16 protein-coding genes are annotated in these 16,347 nt (G+C 65.3%); 7 read left to right on the forward strand and 9 right to left on the reverse strand.

Features of this window, described 5'->3' with window-relative positions:
- The first annotated feature begins 313 nt into the window (after positions 1-313).
- Together SMAL_RS12995 and SMAL_RS13000 are read left to right on the forward strand one after the other, a co-directional pair.
- Entirely contained in the window at positions 314-1,279 is a 966-nt protein-coding gene (locus tag SMAL_RS12995; protein ID WP_012511526.1) for an IS110-like element ISStma4 family transposase, read from the forward strand.
- A 120-nt stretch (positions 1,280-1,399) separates the two neighbouring features.
- Positions 1,400-3,508, forward strand: coding sequence for a TonB-dependent receptor family protein (locus SMAL_RS13000; protein ID WP_012511527.1), 2,109 nt, complete (start codon positions 1,400-1,402; stop codon positions 3,506-3,508).
- Positions 3,509-3,554: 46 nt separating this feature from the next.
- Here SMAL_RS13000 and SMAL_RS13005 read toward each other — a convergent pair whose 3' ends face one another.
- On the reverse strand, positions 3,555-4,082 hold the full coding sequence (locus tag SMAL_RS13005) for a hypothetical protein (RefSeq protein WP_006376195.1): 528 nt from the start codon (positions 4,080-4,082) through the stop codon (positions 3,555-3,557).
- A 116-nt stretch (positions 4,083-4,198) separates the two neighbouring features.
- The gene (locus tag SMAL_RS13010) at positions 4,199-4,978 is read right to left on the reverse strand and encodes a hypothetical protein (protein ID WP_012511528.1); all 780 of its coding nucleotides are present in this window, start codon (positions 4,976-4,978) and stop codon (positions 4,199-4,201) included.
- Positions 4,979-5,195: 217 nt separating this feature from the next.
- Between SMAL_RS13010 and SMAL_RS13015 the strand changes: the two genes are divergently transcribed.
- Positions 5,196-5,507: a hypothetical protein gene (locus SMAL_RS13015; RefSeq protein WP_232273990.1), complete on the forward strand. Its 312-nt coding sequence runs from the start codon at positions 5,196-5,198 to the stop codon at positions 5,505-5,507.
- Positions 5,508-5,541: 34 nt separating this feature from the next.
- On the opposite strand, the gene SMAL_RS13020 is transcribed toward SMAL_RS13015, so the two are convergent.
- A complete protein-coding gene (locus SMAL_RS13020) occupies positions 5,542-6,117 on the reverse strand; it encodes a TetR/AcrR family transcriptional regulator (RefSeq protein ID WP_012511530.1) in 576 nt (191 codons plus the stop codon).
- 69 nt (positions 6,118-6,186) lie between these two features.
- Between SMAL_RS13020 and SMAL_RS13025 the strand changes: the two genes are divergently transcribed.
- Positions 6,187-6,732 (forward strand): thioesterase family protein, encoded by a 546-nt coding sequence (locus SMAL_RS13025; RefSeq protein WP_012511531.1) that lies wholly within the window; start codon positions 6,187-6,189, stop codon positions 6,730-6,732.
- A 6-nt stretch (positions 6,733-6,738) separates the two neighbouring features.
- Here SMAL_RS13025 and SMAL_RS13030 read toward each other — a convergent pair whose 3' ends face one another.
- Positions 6,739-7,872, reverse strand: coding sequence for an agmatine deiminase family protein (locus tag SMAL_RS13030; protein ID WP_012511532.1), 1,134 nt, complete (start codon positions 7,870-7,872; stop codon positions 6,739-6,741).
- Between the two features lie 105 nt (positions 7,873-7,977).
- Between SMAL_RS13030 and SMAL_RS13035 the strand changes: the two genes are divergently transcribed.
- Positions 7,978-8,862 carry a LysR family transcriptional regulator gene (locus SMAL_RS13035; protein ID WP_006376243.1) on the forward strand — a complete coding sequence of 295 codons (885 nt, stop codon included), beginning with the start codon at positions 7,978-7,980 and terminating at the stop codon, positions 8,860-8,862.
- On the opposite strand, the gene SMAL_RS13040 is transcribed toward SMAL_RS13035, so the two are convergent.
- A complete protein-coding gene (locus SMAL_RS13040) occupies positions 8,837-9,622 on the reverse strand; it encodes an SGNH/GDSL hydrolase family protein (protein WP_012511533.1) in 786 nt (261 codons plus the stop codon). The two genes, SMAL_RS13035 and SMAL_RS13040, sit on opposite strands and share 26 nt — an antisense overlap.
- A gap of 48 nt (positions 9,623-9,670) precedes the next feature.
- Positions 9,671-10,636, reverse strand: a complete 966-nt coding sequence (locus SMAL_RS13045) for a DUF2268 domain-containing putative Zn-dependent protease (protein WP_041864558.1) — start codon at positions 10,634-10,636, stop codon at positions 9,671-9,673.
- 138 nt (positions 10,637-10,774) lie between these two features.
- Between SMAL_RS13045 and SMAL_RS13050 the strand changes: the two genes are divergently transcribed.
- A complete protein-coding gene (locus tag SMAL_RS13050) occupies positions 10,775-11,758 on the forward strand; it encodes a hypothetical protein (protein ID WP_012511535.1) in 984 nt (327 codons plus the stop codon).
- Positions 11,759-11,768: 10 nt separating this feature from the next.
- Here the strand turns inward: SMAL_RS13050 and SMAL_RS13055 are convergent, their stop codons facing one another.
- The 3 genes from SMAL_RS13055 to SMAL_RS13065 form a co-directional block, all read right to left on the reverse strand.
- A complete protein-coding gene (locus SMAL_RS13055; RefSeq protein WP_012511536.1) occupies positions 11,769-12,089 on the reverse strand; it encodes a hypothetical protein in 321 nt (106 codons plus the stop codon).
- Between the two features lie 216 nt (positions 12,090-12,305).
- A complete protein-coding gene (locus SMAL_RS13060) occupies positions 12,306-14,768 on the reverse strand; it encodes a S9 family peptidase (RefSeq protein WP_012511537.1) in 2,463 nt (820 codons plus the stop codon).
- Positions 14,769-14,935: 167 nt separating this feature from the next.
- Entirely contained in the window at positions 14,936-15,265 is a 330-nt protein-coding gene (locus SMAL_RS13065) for a hypothetical protein (protein WP_006376346.1), read from the reverse strand.
- Between the two features lie 572 nt (positions 15,266-15,837).
- Between SMAL_RS13065 and SMAL_RS13070 the strand changes: the two genes are divergently transcribed.
- On the forward strand, positions 15,838-16,344 hold the full coding sequence (locus tag SMAL_RS13070; protein WP_232273991.1) for a hypothetical protein: 507 nt from the start codon (positions 15,838-15,840) through the stop codon (positions 16,342-16,344).
- Positions 16,345-16,347: the final 3 nt, after the last annotated feature.

The following is a 16,347-nucleotide window of genomic DNA, read 5'->3' on the forward strand; positions in this document are numbered from 1 at the left end:
CCATGCTCGGCTGCTCTTCGTTTCGAGCGAAGGAAACCCGCGCTGCGCGCGATAGCCGAGCATGGGCTCGGCTCTTGTGTCTTGGATCGTGCCCTGATCAGGCACAATCCCCCGGTGACCCGGGAGGCTCCGATGACGCTGCCTCGGCTCTTAAGCCTTCGAGCTTGCAAAGTAGATTCAGCGCGTCGGCGGCCTGACACCGCCATGGAACTTGAACGGTATCTTAGGCCCGCCATCGGGTGAGAGCCTGTACTCACAAGGGCAAGTCTGGCGGCTTCCGATCACGATCGTAAGTTCAAGCTGGAGCGAAATCATGCAATTTATCGGCATCGACGCAGCCAAGGCGACTTTTGACATCGCCCTGCCTCTATCTCACGGCAAGTATCGAACCAAGGCCAAACTCCCCAATACGCCAAAGGGTTTTGATGAGCTTCTGGCTTGGCGCGCCAAACATGCGCCGAACGCGGCGGTAGGTATGGAGGCTACAGGCATCTATCACGAGGCCTTGGCTCAAGCACTGGTGGAGGCGGGGGTCGTGGTTCATGTGGCCAATCCCGCCCGAGTAAAGGCGTTTGGGCAGGCGGAGGGGATGCGGACCAAGACTGACCGCAGCGACGCCAAGCTGATTGCCCGGTTTTTTGAGGCACAACGCTCGGAAAAGCTGCATCCCTACGTTCCACCGACGCCCTCGGAGGTGAAGCTGCGCGCCTTGGTACGGCGTCGAGATGACCTCCAGGAAATGCTGCAGATGGAGCACAACCGCCTGGACGTTGCCGATATCTCGGTCCAGCAAGGGATCAAGGATGTGATCCGGACGTTGGAAGAGCAGATCAAGCAGGTCCAGAAGGCGATTGAGGACCATATCGATAACGATCCGGACCTGCGCCGGCGTCATCAACTGCTTACCAGCATCCCCGGTGTAGGCAACACCAGCAGTGCCCAGCTGTTGGCCATGCTGGGGGATCTAAGCAAATACAGCGACGTGCGCCAGGTGGTTGCCCACGCGGGCCTGAATCCGGCCCAGCGTCAATCAGGAAACTACGAAGGCAAATGCCGGATATCACGCGTCGGCGACGCCAATTTCCGCAAAAAGCTGTACATGCCGGCGCTGACCGGGAAGACCCACAACCCCACACTGAAGTCCTTTGCAGACCGGCTCAGCGCGAAAGGCAAGCCCTTCAAGGTCGTCATGTGTGCAGTGATGCGCAAGCTCATCCATCTGATTTGGGGCGTACTGAGAAGTGGCCGACCCATTGAGCCTGACGTCGCCCTTGCCTAGGCGAGGGCGACACGGTATCTACATGGACGCTGCAGACCGCCCCATACGCGACGGATGGGTGACGTGGCGCCGCCGACCTGTTAACTTGCGCGCCACTTTCGTGGTTTACAGCATTCCCGCATGTCGCTCTCGCCGTACCGCCCCACCCCGTCGCTGCTGTTTCTGGCCGTATCCCTCGGCCTCTCCTCCATCGCCGCCGCGGCTCCGCAGGCCACCACGCTGGATGCGGTGCAGGTCACCGCTGCCGATGCCAGCGCGCAGGCGCGCGATGCGCTGAAGCGCGTACCCGGCGCCAGCAACGTCATCGACGTAGCCAAGGCCGACAGCCGCTTGTCCAGCAGTGCCGATGTGCTGGCCCACCAGCCGGGCATCAGCGCGCATTCGCCGGGTAATGAGGGCACCAAGGTCTCGATCCGTGGCTCGGGCATCAATCGTGGTCCTGGCGCGCATGCCTCGGGTATTGCAGTGTCGATCGACGGTCTGCCACTGACCGGCCCGGGCGGCACGCCCTACGAGCTGCTGGAACCGCTGTGGCTGTCGCGCGTGGAAGTCCTGCGCGGCGCCAACGGTTTCGAGCGTGGCGCGCTGGCGCTGGGCGGTGCCATCGACTACGTCAGCCGCAGCGGCCGTGATTCGGCCGGCGTGCAGCTGCACTACGAAGCCGGCAGCCGTGGCTACCAGAAGCGCGGCATCAGCTGGGGCGGCGTCAATGGTGATGTCGATTACTTCCTGGCCTACACCGATACCGAATTCGATGGTTATCAGCGCCATGCGCGCGGCGATGGCAAAGGCGCGATGGCCAACATCGGCTGGCAGATCACGCCCGACCTGCAGACGCGCTTCTTCGTGCGCTACCGCGAGACCAATCACGAAACGCCCGGTCGCCTGACCCGCGATCAGATCCGCAACGACCCACGTGCCGCGAATGCGGCCAACCTGGCCATTGATGCGCGCCGCCCGCAGCCGGGCAGCACCTGGGTGGGCAACGTCACAACGCTGCAGATCGATGAAAATTCCTCGCTGCAGGCCGGGCTGGTCTATCACACGTACCCGATGGACTTGAACGAGAGCCTGTACCGGCAGCAGCTGGACTACGCCAACCTCAACGCCACGCTGGACTACCGCCGCCGCCACCAGCTGTTCGGCCTGGACAGCGAAACCACGGTCGGCCTGCGCGTCACCCACGATCTGGACGCCGATGTGCGCGAGTCGCTGCGCTTTGCCAGCAACGGCTATGCTGCCGGCACGCGCACACGCGCCTTCCGCCACCACGGCACCGACAGCACGCTGCACGTCGGCAATACCCTCACCTTCAATGACCGCCTGCGCATGCAGACCGGGCTGGCACTGATCAACACCCGTCGCGATGTGCAGGTGACCTGGCCGAGCAGCGGCGGCCGTCTGCGAGACCACGACTGGGACTATGCGCCGCGACTGGGCTTCACCTGGCAGCACAGCGCGCAGACGCAGTGGTTCGGCAACCTCAGCCGCTCGGTGGAAGCACCGCATCCGTGGTCGATGATCTGGGGTTCCAACCAGTACTTCGGGCCGGGCAATGGCCCGTCCAGCGGCCGCCAGCGCGCGCCGGTACCGATGCAGAACCAGACCGCCACAACGCTGGAGCTGGGCGCGCGCGGTGACGCGGCGCTGGGTCGCTGGGAACTGACCGGCTACTACGCGCACGTAAACCACGAACTGCTGAGCGTCGAACTGCAACCAGTGCCGAACCTGTTCATCGCCGAGAACAACGCCAGCCCCACCGTGCACCGCGGCATCGAAGCCGGGCTGGACAGCACGCTGTGGCAGGCCGCGCCGGGCCGTCTGTCGTTGCGCCAAGCGTACACCTTCAATGATTTCCGCTATCGCCATGATGCGCGCTTCGGCAGCAACCGCCTGCCCGGCCTGCCGCAACACGCCTACCAAGCCGAACTCCGCTTTGACCACGCATCCGGCCTGTACGCCGCGCTCAATACCGAATACGCCTCGCGCATCGCCGTGGACTACGCCAACAGCTACTGGGCCGACAGCCATGTGATCTTCGGCAGCCGCATCGGCTACGACGCACCCAACGGACGCTGGCAGGCCTGGGCGGAGATGCGCAACATCGGCAACCGCCACTACGCCGCCACGGTTACGCCGGGCTACGACGACGCCGGCAAGGATGTCGCGCGCTCAACACCGGGCGAAGGCCGTGGCATCTACGCTGGTGTGCGTTTGCGCTTTGACTGATGACCGCAGGCGGCGCCGGGCGTGATCCAGCGCCGCCGTTTCAATGTCAGCTGATGCGCCACGCGGGCAGGCGCTCGCTGCGCTTCCAGATGGAAGGCGCGAAGCCGATCAGCACCACCGACGCCAGCCACTTCGGTGAGGTATTGAGCAGTGTCGAGGTGAGCGAACCATCGACGGGGGCGGCCATTTCCTGCCACGGGTTGTAGCCCAGGTAGACGATGCTGCCAGCCCACCACAGCAACGCTAGGCCGATGCCCACCAGCAGCAGGGCCAGCGTGCGGCAGGTCCATCGTTGCGAGGTGGTGCCCCATTCGCGGGATACTGCCACCAGAAGGCCCACCACCAGCAGCGAAATCAGGGCCACCAGGCCGATATCGACCTTATGCCCGATGCGCTCATAAGTGCAGGCGCGGCAGTCTGTCTCTTCAGCTGCGACGGCAGCTTCGGTGCTATCTGCCTGCCCAGCCGCTGCGGGTGCCGACTGCGCCAGCGCTGCAAACGGCATCAACACCGCCAGCAGCACCATCATGGTCCAACGAAACAACGTCCTGTTGCTGTGTGTAGCGACATCCATGCGCTCTTCCTCGTCAGTGGTGGTTGAAGCCGGACCACATTCTGTGGCCTCGGCGCGGATCATAGCGCAGGGTCGGCCAGGAACGAAAAACTGGGCTCGGCCATCCACATGGGCCGCTACAGCGCCCGAAATGCCTGGGCCAGACTGACTGCACCTGGTGCCAGCTCCTGTGCGAGCCATCCAACAACGGTGAAAAACACCAGCAACCCGAGCAACGGCCAGATCGTATGCGACACGCATACCCGCCACCAGCCTTGCTGCTGCATGCCCTGCATGCGCCGGTACAGGCCACCGGCAATGGCTGCATCCACCAGCAGCTCGGCCATCAGCACCGGTGCCGACCACACCACCCACACGCTGGCCAGCAGAACGGTCGCCGCCAGTGCGACGATGCCGAGAATCGCCAGCAGTGGCAGGCCGGCTTCGTCTTCGGCCAACCCGGTCAACGGCAGCTCTCCGGCATCACCAGCGATCACCGGCGCCGACTCATTCCACGAGGCCGACGCACCACCGCCGCCGGAACGGCCACCGACGCCGCTCCACGGTGATTCCACGGCACTTCCACGAGGCGATGGGCTACCACTGCCCAGATCCGGCGACAGGCCATCCAGCACGTTGTCCCAGCGCCAGCGGATCCAGATCCACATCAGCAGCAGGAATACGCCATACGCCAGCAGCACGGCCATCGGGTAGCGCAGCAGCATCGCGTCGATACCGGCCAGTCGCAGCAGGTGCGAGGCAAGGAAACCGGCCGCACCGGTCAGGGCCACGATCAGCGCCATCTGCAGGCGCGGCCAGCCGTGTTGCTGCAGATCCTGCCGCGCGCGCACGACTTCGCTGCCGCGGTTCAGCGGCAATTTCAGTGGGCCGCGGGAAAAGTGGCCAGAGCGCTTCATGCCGCCGCCAGTGGGCGGGAGACATCGCGGTCAGGGAACTCGGGAACCTTATGTTGCATGCGGACATCCTTGCCGAGCACGCGTAGGTGGTGATGGGCGGATTCTAGCGCGATGGGGCCCCGGATCCATCACCCACGGGCCGGACTGGTGCCTGCCTTGTACCCGCGCGCCAGCGGCTGGATTATGATTTTCCACCAGAAAAAGTATGCGCCGCGGCATGCACGCCTCCCAGTTCACCCGCTCCACCGCCCTCGTGATGTTCGTTCCAATGATTGGCCTCGCCGGTTGGGGTTCGTGGTTTGGTAGCCACTGCTTCAGCGATGGCTGCCTCGGCGTCCTGGTGGCATGGCTTGCCGCCGTGGTTACCTTCGCGGTGCAGGCGTTGCTGGTACTCCCGGTACATGCCTGGGTCATCAAGCGGCAGGGAGCGCCCGCCTCCCGCAGCTACCTTCGTTGGTTGGGCGCGTCGGCCATCGCTGCCCTCCTGCCGATCTTGCTCGGCTGGGGCTACATGATCGTCTTCAGATGACCAGCTACGCGTCTCCCACACACGGATAGCCGGATCAAGGCCGCGCGGCGGCCTTCAGCAACTGCGCGGCCACCTGGTCGAACGGGGCGATGTCCTGCAGTGCGCGGCACATCGCCACCGCACCTTCCACACTGGCAATCACCAGACTGGCCAGCCCACCCGCGGCGGCCGGATCGTGTCCGTCGGCGACGAACGCTGCGGCCAGATGGCCGTGCCAGCGCATGAACACTTCAGCAGCTGCCGCACGGGGCTGGCTCGGCACGGCCTCCACCGGCTCCTCAACCGCAGCGGCCAACACCGGGCAGCCAGCGCGGAACCCGGAGCGCAGCAGGCGCTCGCGCCACATCGTCAGGAACTGCTGCAGGCCCTGCACTGCCCCGCCCTTCAGCAGCTCCACCAGCAACGCTTCGACCTTGTCGCCGGCCATATGGGTGGCGCGCGCCAACAGCTCCTGCTTGCCGCCGGGAAAGTGGTGATAGGTGGAGCCAAGCGGTGCCTCGGCCAGCTTAGTGACCTCACGGATGCTGGTGGCATTGAGACCCACGCGCGCCAGCATCTGTGCCGCAGCATCAATCACGCGTTGTGGCGCATCAGAGGGACGCGGGCTCACGGCAGGCTCCTTGCCAGGACAGTCGTCATAGATTAGCGTACCGACGATTCTATAACAGTCGTCATAACCATGAATCTCTGGTTCCGCCTGCTCCACCTGCTGCTGTGCAGCCTGTTCCGGCCCAAGCTGGAGGCCCCGTTCGGGGTCTCGCGTCTGCAGTTCCGGGTACTGCCCAATGATCTGGACAGCAACCTGCACATGACCAACGGCCGCTACTGGAACATCTTCGACCTGGGCCGGCTGGACCTGATCCTGCGCATGGGCCTGGGCCGGGTGGCGCTGCGCGAGAAGTGGGCACCGATCGTCGGCGCCGGCACCATCCAGTTCCGCCGCGAGCTGAAGCCGTTCCAGCGCTTCACCCTGGAAACGCGGCTGGTGGGCTGGGTCGGCTCGCGCGGCATCATGGAGCAGCGCGTGCTGATCGGGGCCGAGCAGAAGATCGCCACGCGCGCGCTGCTGGTCACCGGCATCTACGACCGCCGCGCGCGGCAGTTCCTGGGCATGCCGAAGATGATGGAAGCGATCGGCGTGGTCGCCCCGCCGTCGCCGCCGCTCAGTGCAGCCGCCGAGGCGCTGCTGGCTGCCGATGCGGCGTTGAAACAGGACGACGCCTGAGGCGCATCAGCCTACCTTCGGCATGTTCTTGGTCACGCAATGGATGCCGCCACCACCACCCGCGATGGCATCGATATCCACCTGCTCGATCACGCGGCCGGGATACATGTCTTCCAGTAGTTCGCGGCAGAATCCATCGGCTTCGTCGTCACCGAACTGCGGCGCGACCACCGCGCCATTGATCGGCAGGTAGTTGATGTAGCCCATCGCCAGATCATTGTTGTCGCGGGTATGCACGTTGTCGCGCCCGTCCAGCGGCGGCGGCAGCGTATGCACCTGCAGGCGACGGCCATCGGCATCGGTGGCCCCGCGCAGAATCCGCAGATGCTCGCGGGTCAGATCGTAATCGTAGGACTCCGGATCGTTGTCCAGATTGGCGATCACCACGCCCGGGCGTACGAAGCGCGCATAGAAATCCACGTGCGCATCGGTGATGTCCTTGCCGGCGATACCGGGCAGCCAGATCACCTTGCGCACACCCAGGTGATGTTTCAGCTCGGCCTCGATATCCGCGCGCGACCAGTCCGGATTGCGGTTGCGGTTGACCCAGCAGCTTTCGGTGAGGATGGCCGTGCCGTGGCCGTCGACTTCGATGCCTCCGCCCTCGCCCACCAGATCGCTTTCCAGCAGCGTCGCACCGGTCACCTGCGCCAGCCACGGCGCCAGCGCGCCATCGTTGCGCGCGCTCTGCTTGCCACCCCAGCCGTTGAAGTTGAAGTCGACCAGGCCCAGGCCGCCCTTGTCATTGGTGACGAAGCAACCACCGTAATCGCGCACCCAGATGTCATCCAAGGGCACGTCCAGGAACTCGATGTTGTCACGGCCACAGCGATCCTGCGCCTGCTTCAACTGCGCCGGACGGCACAGCACGCTGATCGGCTGGTGGCGCGCGATGGTACGGGCCAACCGCGCCACGGCGGTGTTCACCGCATCGGCTTGCGCGCCCCACACCCGCGGCTGCGCGGCGAAGGCAAGGAACACGCGTTCCTGTGGGCCGTGCTCGTCCGGCATGCGCCAAGTCCCCGCACCTGGCCCTGCTGCAGCCACGCGACCCGGCAGCCCGGCCAGGCCCAGAGCAGCCAGGCCGCCAAGGCCGGCGGCGCCCGCCAGCTGGGTGAGGAAGTGACGACGGTTGCTCATGACAGGCTCCATGGCCGGTGTGGGATGGGCGCTATGCTGCGCTTGCCGACACATAAGAACAAACGATAGATTCAGGCATCAATTGAACAGTTTTACTTATTTGAAATGCTCAAGCACTGGCCACCACTGAACGCCCTGCGGGGTTTCGAGGCCGCCGCCCGGCTCGGCAGTTTCCACCGTGCGGCAGAGGAACTGCACCTGACCCAGTCGGCCATCAGCCAGCAGATCCGGGGACTGGAGGCGTCGCTGCAGCAGCCGCTGTTCTTCCGGCAGGGCCGCAGTGTCACCCTCACCGACGCCGGCATCGACCTGCTGGAAACAACGCAGGCGCTGCTGCGGCAGCTGGCCAGCGGCATCCGCCGGCTCGATCAGTACCGCAAGCCCAATCAACTGATCGTCAACACCAGCCCGGCCTTCGCCCGACACTGGCTGGTGCCACGCCTGGCCGGGTTCCACCGCCTGCACCCCGACGCCGATCTGTGGTTGCTGACCAGCGAGGAAGCGCCGGACATGACCACGCAGACGCTGGACGTAGCGGTACGTGATGACCTCGACTCACAGGCGCAGTGCCAGCATCGCGTGCTGCTGCAGGATCGTCTCTATCCAGCCTGCCATCCGGCCCTGCTCGCCACACCGGCGCACGAACGCCTCACCCTGCATGGCGAGCGCGAGATGGACTGGAGCCAATGGCAGGTACAGGGTGGCGCCGATGTCGGCCAGCGCCGCGAGGGAATGAATTTCTCCGAGCCTGGGCAACTATTGGATGCCGCGTGCCAAGGGCTGGGTATCGCCTTGGTCAGCGAGCTGCTGGCAGCCCGAGCCTGCGAACAAGGCCTGCTGCAACCATTGGATGATGCACGCGTGCGCGGCCCACGCTGGAGTTGGCTGGTACATGAGGAGAGTGCAGCCGATCCGCTGGTGATCAGTTTCTGCGAGTGGTTGTTGGCAAGCCTGCCCGGCGGAGCTACTTCTGCTGCAGCGCGCGCTTGACCGCCGCCTCGGCCAACGGCGCCATCACCGCATAGCCCTTCGCCGTAGGATGCACGCCGTCCTCCGCCAACTGCGGGTCCAGTCCGCCGATCGCATTGGCCATCGGCGTGTAGTAGTCCAGATAGACCAGCTGCTGTGCATCGGCATAGCGCTTCAACGCCGTGTTCAATGCACGCACCTTGGGCGCAGGTGCTGTGCCCGGCAGCCACGGGTAATCGCTGACCGGCAGCACTGATGCCAGCACCACGGCGATGCCATGTGCACGGGCCAGGTCCACCACCGCGTGCAGGTTGTCTTCGATCATCGCCTGCGTGGATGGTCCGGTGTTGCCTGCAATGTCGTTGGTGCCGGCGAGGATCACCACCACCTGTGGTTTCAGTGCCAGCACGTCCTGCGGGAAACGCACCAGCATCTGCGCCGTGGTCTGGCCGCTGATGCCGCGGTTGAGCCAGCCCTTGCCGGGGAAGAAACCGGCACTGCCCTCCCTTCCCCAGCCTTCGGTGATGGAGTCGCCGAAGAACACCACGCGCGGCTGGCCCGGCGCCGCCGCAGGCAGTTGCGCGTTGGCATCACGATAGCGTTGCAGCTCCGGCCAATCGGCCAGGCGCTGCTGCATGAAGCGCACTTCGTCGGGACGAAGCTGGTCAATGGGCGTCTGCAGCAGCGGATTGACCGCACTCGTTTCAGCGTCTACGGCCGCAGTCAAGGCGATCCCAAGGACCATGGCGGCAACGCTGGCAAGCACAACAGGAATACGCATGGAGCTCTCCCAAGACACGGGCCCCCAGTCTAGCGCCCTGCCCTGCGCTCAGCGTGCAGCCGTACGCGCCGCCACACCCGTGACTTTCGCCGGCATCCACATGCCCGGCGTCCAGCCGCTGGCGGCCAGGATCGCCTTCGGGTTGTCCTGCTGGATCAGCGCGCGCACCGCGCCCCGCTTGTCCTTGGCCTGCAGGTAATAGGCCTTGGCGATGCGGTAGCCCACCCAGTAACCCAGGTCATAGGGCTCCTGCGAGCCCGGCTTGTAGTTGTACAGCCACGGCGACAGATCGGTGCTGTCCAGATCCAGCGCGAACGCGCTTTCGATATGCACTTCCCGGCCGCGCGTCCACGCCGCGTGGCGCCCATTGCCGACGTTGCCGGAAATCAGTTCGGTGATGAACTCGGCGATGCCTTCGCCCAGCGACACGCGCAGCACGGTCGCGCGCGGATCTCCCGGTTCGAAGTCGCTCAGGCCGGTCTGCTGGATGTGCACGTACTCGTGTGCGATCACGTGCACGAAGCGGTCCTGCACATTGGGATTCATGAAGTCGGCCGCGCACAGCGCTTCCAGGCCGATGATCACCCCACTCTTCGAGGTCAGCCCCACAGGCCGGCCACGGCCCACTGCGATGGTCACCGGCGGGAACCGGGTCTGCGGGTAGATCGCCTGCAGGTTGGCGAACACCTGTACCAGGCGCTGCTTGACCGCCGGCAGCTCGGCCAGGCAGCTTCGCCCCTGCGCATACAGCTCGGGCTGGCTGGCAATGGACTCGGCCATCCGTTCGGGAGTGACCCGACGCGCCTTGGCCAGCTCGGCCAGGCCCGTCGAACCTTCGGCCATGTATCCACGCAGCTGCGCAATGCTGGGCTTACCGCCGGCACTATCGTAAAGCGCATAGAAACGACTGACATCCTCGGTGAGGATCTGCGGCCCCGCCGGAACTGCCGCCGTGGCCACGCCCATCGCCCCGGCACAGGCCAGGGCCAACAGGCCGCGCAGTATCATGGACATCGCTCCGTCCTTGGTGGAGTGCATGCGAAGCGCGCAATCTATCACTCCGCACGGCCAACCGCAGCAGGCGGATGCGGGCACCCCGGCGCTGTGCCAGACTCGCTTTGGCACCTGCCACGGAAGATGGAGCACCGCACGATGATGATCGTTCCCGCGTACTGGGCCGAAGCCCGCCTGCAGGCTCGTTTCCGCGGCCGGCCGGTGGTCGTGCGCCGCTTCGGCTGGTCCGATGAGGGCCCTGCCGAGGCCCAGGGACATGCCGACCGCCGCGCCAATGAAGCCCTCAATGCCATCCTCGCCGGGCAGGTGCTGCCGCGTCGCGAAGTGCGCAGCAACTACGGCGTGGAGGGCGTGCCGATCCGCGAGCAGATCGTGCTGCGCGACGGCGACGTCATCATCACCCGCAACAGCTATGGCGCACTGTGCCTCAACAGCCCGGACGTACTGTTCGCCGACATCGACCATGCGCAGCCGCCAGCCGGCTGCGTGATGCCGGCCATCGTTGCGGCGGTCGTGCTGCTTGCCGGCGCCGTCACCGGCACGCTGCTGTGGCATTGGCTGGTGGGACTGGTGCTGGGCGTGGCCGCGGTGGTTCTGGTCAATGCGGCATTGCTGATGCGCCGCAGGCAGCGCCTGGCCGCTGCCGGCGGTGCTGAAGGGCTTGCGCTGAAGCGCGTGAAAGCCTTCAGCGAACAACACCCCGACTGGCATCTGCGCGCCTACCGGACGCCTGCGGGACTGCGCGTACTGGCGATGCATGCCACGTTCTCCCCGGAGGACGAGCAGCTGCAGGCATTCTTCAAGGCACTGGGCACCGATACCCTGTACGCGCGCATGTGCCGGCTGCAGCATTGCTTCCGTGCGCGACTGACACCGAAGCCGTGGCGCGTCGGCCTGAAGTACCGCATCCGCCCGCCAGTGGCCGCGTGGTCATCCGAACAGGCCAACAATCCGGATCGACTGGCCTGGATTGCCGAGTACGAAAAAAAGAGCGCCGGCTTCGCAGCCTGCGCTTATCTACGCAGTTTCGGCGATACCACCCGGGTGCATGCCAAGGCCGAGCACGTGCGCGACCTGCATGACCGGATGTCGCACGCGCAGGACCGCCTACCGCTGGCGTGAGGGCGGGTGCTCAGTCAGCGCTCTGCACGAACGGCTGCCCTGCCAAGGTAGTGCCCAGCCGCACCGTGATCTGTTGACCGTCCTTTTCGAAGGTCGTCGCACACTGCTTTCCGTCCTTCTGGCATCCGACTTCCGGAAAGCCCTCCAGCGACTCCGGCGCGCCCTGCGCGGGCTTCGCCTGCCAGCCTGCGGCGTCCAGCAGGCGCTTGGCCTTGGCATAGGGCATGCCGGCGACGATGCCCAATTGCGTCAGCTCAGCAGGAAACGACTGAGCATATGCCGTTGAAACCAGGGCCAACGACAACGTTGCAGCAAGGAGAATGGCTTTCATTGCACCGACCTGGAACGAGCGATCAGGTTCAGCCTAGACCATTTGCGTGGCGTGCGAATGTGCCGGTAACACGTCGTTACCGAGTCTCCACAGTTGATTGCAAAGCACGTGCATCTGTTTACATGCGAACAGCAGCCGAGCATGGGCTCGGCTCTACATGATGCAGGAAGGCCGCCCTGAGGCGGCCCTCTGCAACGCAGTCGCGCAAGCTCGACTCTACTTTGCGTTCTTCACGTAAGTGTCGAACCAGTTGAGCATTTCCGCCACCAGCTGTTCGTTCGATTCCAGCGCGGTATACCAGTGCGGTTCGTTCGGCAGCATCACCAGGCGGGTGGTGCCGCCGTTGCCGCGGATCGCCTGGTACAGCTTGCGCGACTGGAATGGCTCGGTGCCCGGGTTGGCATCGTCCTCACCGTGAACCAGCAGCAGCGGCAGCTTGATCTTGTCGGCATAGAAGAACGGCGAGGCCTTCAGGTACACGTCCTGCGCCTGCCATACCGAGCGACGCTCGTTCTGGAAGCCGAACGGGGTAAAGGTCTTGTTGTACGAACCGCTGGTCGCCACCCCGGCCTTGAACAGGTTGGTGTGGGCGATCAGGTTGGCGGTCATCAGGCCACCGTGGCTGTGACCGGTCACGCCGATGCGGTTGCGGTCGACCACGCCCATGTCCACGGCCTTGTCCACCGCCGCCTTGGCGTCGGCTTCCAGCTGCTCCAGGTAGGTGTCGTAGGCGTTCTTCGGGTCACCCACGATCGGGAACGAGGCATTGTCGATGATCGCGTAGCCGGCCAGCAGCATCAGACGGTACGGCTGCAGCCGGGTGAAGGTCTGCTGCGAACCGGACACCTGGCCGGCCTGCGCGGCATTGGCGAAGTCGGCCGGGTACGCGTACAGGATCGCCGGCACGCGCTGGCCCTCCTTGTAGCCCGGCGGCGTGTACAGAGTGAACGACAGGTCCACGCCGTCGGCGCGCTTATAGGTCACCAGCTGCTTCTTGATCTGGCGCACTTCCGGGGTCGGGTCGACCAGTTTGGTCAGCGCGGTCGTGGTGGAGGCGAACTGCGCCTCGCCGGCCTTCGCATCGGCCACTGCCTCACCCTGCTGGCGGATGAAGGCGTTCGGCGGATCGATCACCGACTGGTGCCAGGTCAGGTAGCGCCCCGGCGTGTTGCTGAAGCCGAGGAACTGCTCGTAGGCATCGGCACTGCTGCGGAACAGGCGCTCGCTCTTCAGCGTGCCCAGGTCCAGGCGGTCGAGGAACGGGCGGTCACCCTGCGGTGAGGCGCCACGGCCGCTGAGGAACACGTGGTTGCCATCCTGGCGTACGACCTGCGCGCCATTCGGCAGGCGGGTGAAGACCAGGTTGCCGGGATTGCCGTACAGCTCATCGCTGGACATGTCCCACAGCAGCCGGCCTTCCTTCTTCGGCTGGTCCACATCGACGATGCGGGTCTGCATCCAGTGACGGTTCTCGTCGTTCTCGTACTGGAAGGCTACGGCCGGATCGGCGGTCCACGCAAAGCCCTCGAATCGCTGCGCGGTACGGGTGATCTCGGTCGGCTTGCCGTTGAACGGGGCCTTCAGCATCAGCACGCGGTCACGGTGCGGCACGCTGACTTTCCAGTCGCCCTTGTCCAGCGCTTCGGCATAGACCAGGGTGGCCGGATCGGTGGCACGCCAGTCGAAACCGCGCGGGCCTTCCGGTACGCCGTGCACCGGCACGCGATCCGCCAGCGGCAGGCTGGCGATCGGCGTGCTGCGGCCATTGCTCACGTCCAGTACGGCCACGTCATTGGCGAAGCGCTGGTAGGTCACCGCATGCGAGTACGGTGCCTTGATCGATTCGGTCAGCACGTGCACGCCATCGGGCGCGGCGCTGACCTCGTTGAACAGTGCAGGCTGCCCGACCGGGCGCACGCTGTTGGCGGCGGTATCGACCACGGCCAGCTGCGACGCGCCGTAATAGGCGAACAGTTTCTCGTCATGCACGCTGGTCAGCGTGTCGCGGGCTTCGTAGGTGCTGCTCTCGCCACTGCTGCCCAGCGACTCCTGCGCATCCGGACCGGTCGGCACGCCACCGTTGGACGGCGCCGGACCCTGATTGGCCGGTACCAGCTTCACCAGCAGATTCTGGCTGCCGCCCAGCCATTGCACGGTGTAGCCGAAGATCGGGTTCAGCTGCACGTTCGGCACCTGCTTCACCTGGCCGGTGGCCGCATCGCCGACCCACAGCTGCACGCTGGTATCGACCGCATTCTGGAAGGCGAAATGGCTGCCGTCGGCCGACCACAGCGCGCCGGTGGCGCAGCCCTGTGGCAGGTTGACCTTGGTTTCCTTGCCGCTGCCGATGTCGACCATGGTGAAGTCGGCCACGCAGGCCGGAATACCGTAGCCGCCGGGAGTGTCATGGCGACTGCGGTTCTTCGGCTCCAGGCGTACACCGGCCAGCTTCAGGTACGGCTGGGCCACGCGGCTGATCGACGGGTAGGTCTGCGCGGTGGTCAGCAGCAGGCGCTGGCCGCCCGGGGCCACGTTCGGTGCCGGCGGCGGCGGTGCCTTCAGCACCTTGAGCAGGTGCTCCGGCGGCTTCGCGTAATCGGCAAGCGCCGGGCCAGCGGCCAGCAGGCCGACGGTGGCAACGGCAACGGCCGCTGCCAGAGAGGTTCGACGGATCAGCATCCTTATCCCCTGGGGTGTGAATGGGTACCCGGAATCGGGCATGGCCCCGAATCTAGCACCGCAGGGGTTGTCGTGAATGGGCCGGAAGGGCTAGTGGCCGGATGGGGCAAAGTGCAGCTCCGGCAGGTGCCGGGGAGCTGCCGGCACCTGCCAGGCATGGCCTGGCACTACTGCTGGGCGTGCAGGTCCCAGGCGGTGAGATAGTCCGGGTCGACCACGATCATGCCGCTGTTGCTCATCCGGTACTCTCCCGGCTGGGCCGGCAGGTACTGGTCGAGCATCGGCGGCAGATAACGCTCGTGGCCATCGTTCTCGTCGGCCAGCACCACGCCTTCATCGGCACTGATGCGCAGCACCGTTCCCGCGTACTGCTCCAGTCCCTGCACCTGGCCGTCGCCGCCGTAGCGGGTCACCCCGACCAGCACCAGTTTTCCGATCATTTCCTCGACCTTGGCATCGTCCAGGGCCGGCAGCATTCGTTCGTATTGGTCGCTCATCGGTGCACCTCCAAAGCCTGCAGGATCATCATGGACAAGCCAGCCTCCGCGCTGCGAAGGCCATCGGGCAACGCAGGGGACAATCTGGCGGGCGTATGCCTGTATTGCAGGGCCGGCAAGAGCATGCCGGGACCGCATCGGGTGAACAGTGGCAGATGCTGTGGGTGGCGGCCATCCGTGCCGGCAAAGTGGCCGTATCAGACCAGGGTCAACACCACGCGTTGCATTGCATGCAGGGTAAAGCGTGACAGCTGCGCAGTTGTTGCATGACGGCCTCCTGTTGAAGGTCACACGCGAAGTTGATGCTCCATGGACCCGATGCTGACATCGCGCGCGGAATGGTCAAGTGAAGAATGCGCACCCGTTCACCTTTTGTAACGCATTCGGGTGCCTCGATTACGCTTAACCTCTGCTTCATCCGGCTGGCCCTAGGGTCAGCCTTCAATCTGCAAGGAACGCACATGCCCCGGTACGCATTCATACGGCCGTGGACGCTCGCACTTTCAGCGGCCACGCTCTGCGCCTGCGCACATGCCGCCGACCGCACGCCGACTTCTCAAGGAACCGACACCATGGCCCCCGCCGTATCCGAGACCACTTCGCCCTCCCCGCTCAATGCCGAGCAGTTGCTGCTGCGCCTGTTGGACCTGATCAAGGCCACGACCTCCACCCGCGAGCTCACCGCCGAGCGCCTGTCCGCGGCAATGCAGGCGCCGGCGCAGGTCTTCGGCCCCGGCCACTTCGGCTATGGCGGCACGCTGACACCGGAATGGGGCTATGGACTGGAAGTGCAGCGGGCCGGCACTGCCGACGCGCGGCTGGACCTGAACTTCATGGACACCAGCAGCGATCGCAAGGCCTCGGCTGCGGCGATCTGCCAGGTCGACTTCAACCACTTCGCTTCGGCACTGGATGCCGCCGGCTTCAAGCGCGAGACGGTGCGCGGCGAACACGGCCGGGTGATCTACGACCGCTTCGATCGACTGCAGCTGAGCATCAAGGTCGACACCATGCCGGAGAACCCCCACGCCCTCGGCGACGCCACGCATGCTTGCGTGCGTCTTGTCACCGTGCAGTAAGGG

It is taken from the genome of Stenotrophomonas maltophilia R551-3, from assembly GCF_000020665.1.
GTDB classification, from domain to species: domain Bacteria; phylum Pseudomonadota; class Gammaproteobacteria; order Xanthomonadales; family Xanthomonadaceae; genus Stenotrophomonas; species Stenotrophomonas maltophilia_L.